Here is a 273-nt window from a genome sequence, read left to right on the forward strand (position 1 = left end):
GGCGATCGAGGGGAATTGAACCCCCGAGTGTCGGATCCACAAACCGATGCGTTAACCACTTCGCCACGACCGCCATAAATAAAATCAGGTGCTGAACAAAAAAGAAAACCCACTTTTGTGGGTCGTCTGCTAATGCACGCATTAGCAAGTTGCGCCCTGAAAACTGGATACGAAAGATTAGGCTTGCTGAAGCCTCTATGCTGCTGTCTACTGGATGTATGGGTCACAGTAAACGTGTTTAGGATAAGCCCTCGACCGATTAGTATTCGTCAG

The 273-nt window shown here is 48.4% G+C and carries 1 tRNA gene; it reads right to left on the minus strand.

The features are described 5' to 3' along the window. A tRNA-His gene (locus BK120_RS34410) sits at nucleotides 1-73 on the minus strand. Between the last annotated feature and the right edge of the window lie 200 nt (nucleotides 74-273).

Origin of the sequence: Paenibacillus sp. FSL A5-0031 (assembly GCF_001956295.1) — a bacterium.
In the GTDB taxonomy this organism is placed as follows: domain Bacteria; phylum Bacillota; class Bacilli; order Paenibacillales; family Paenibacillaceae; genus Pristimantibacillus.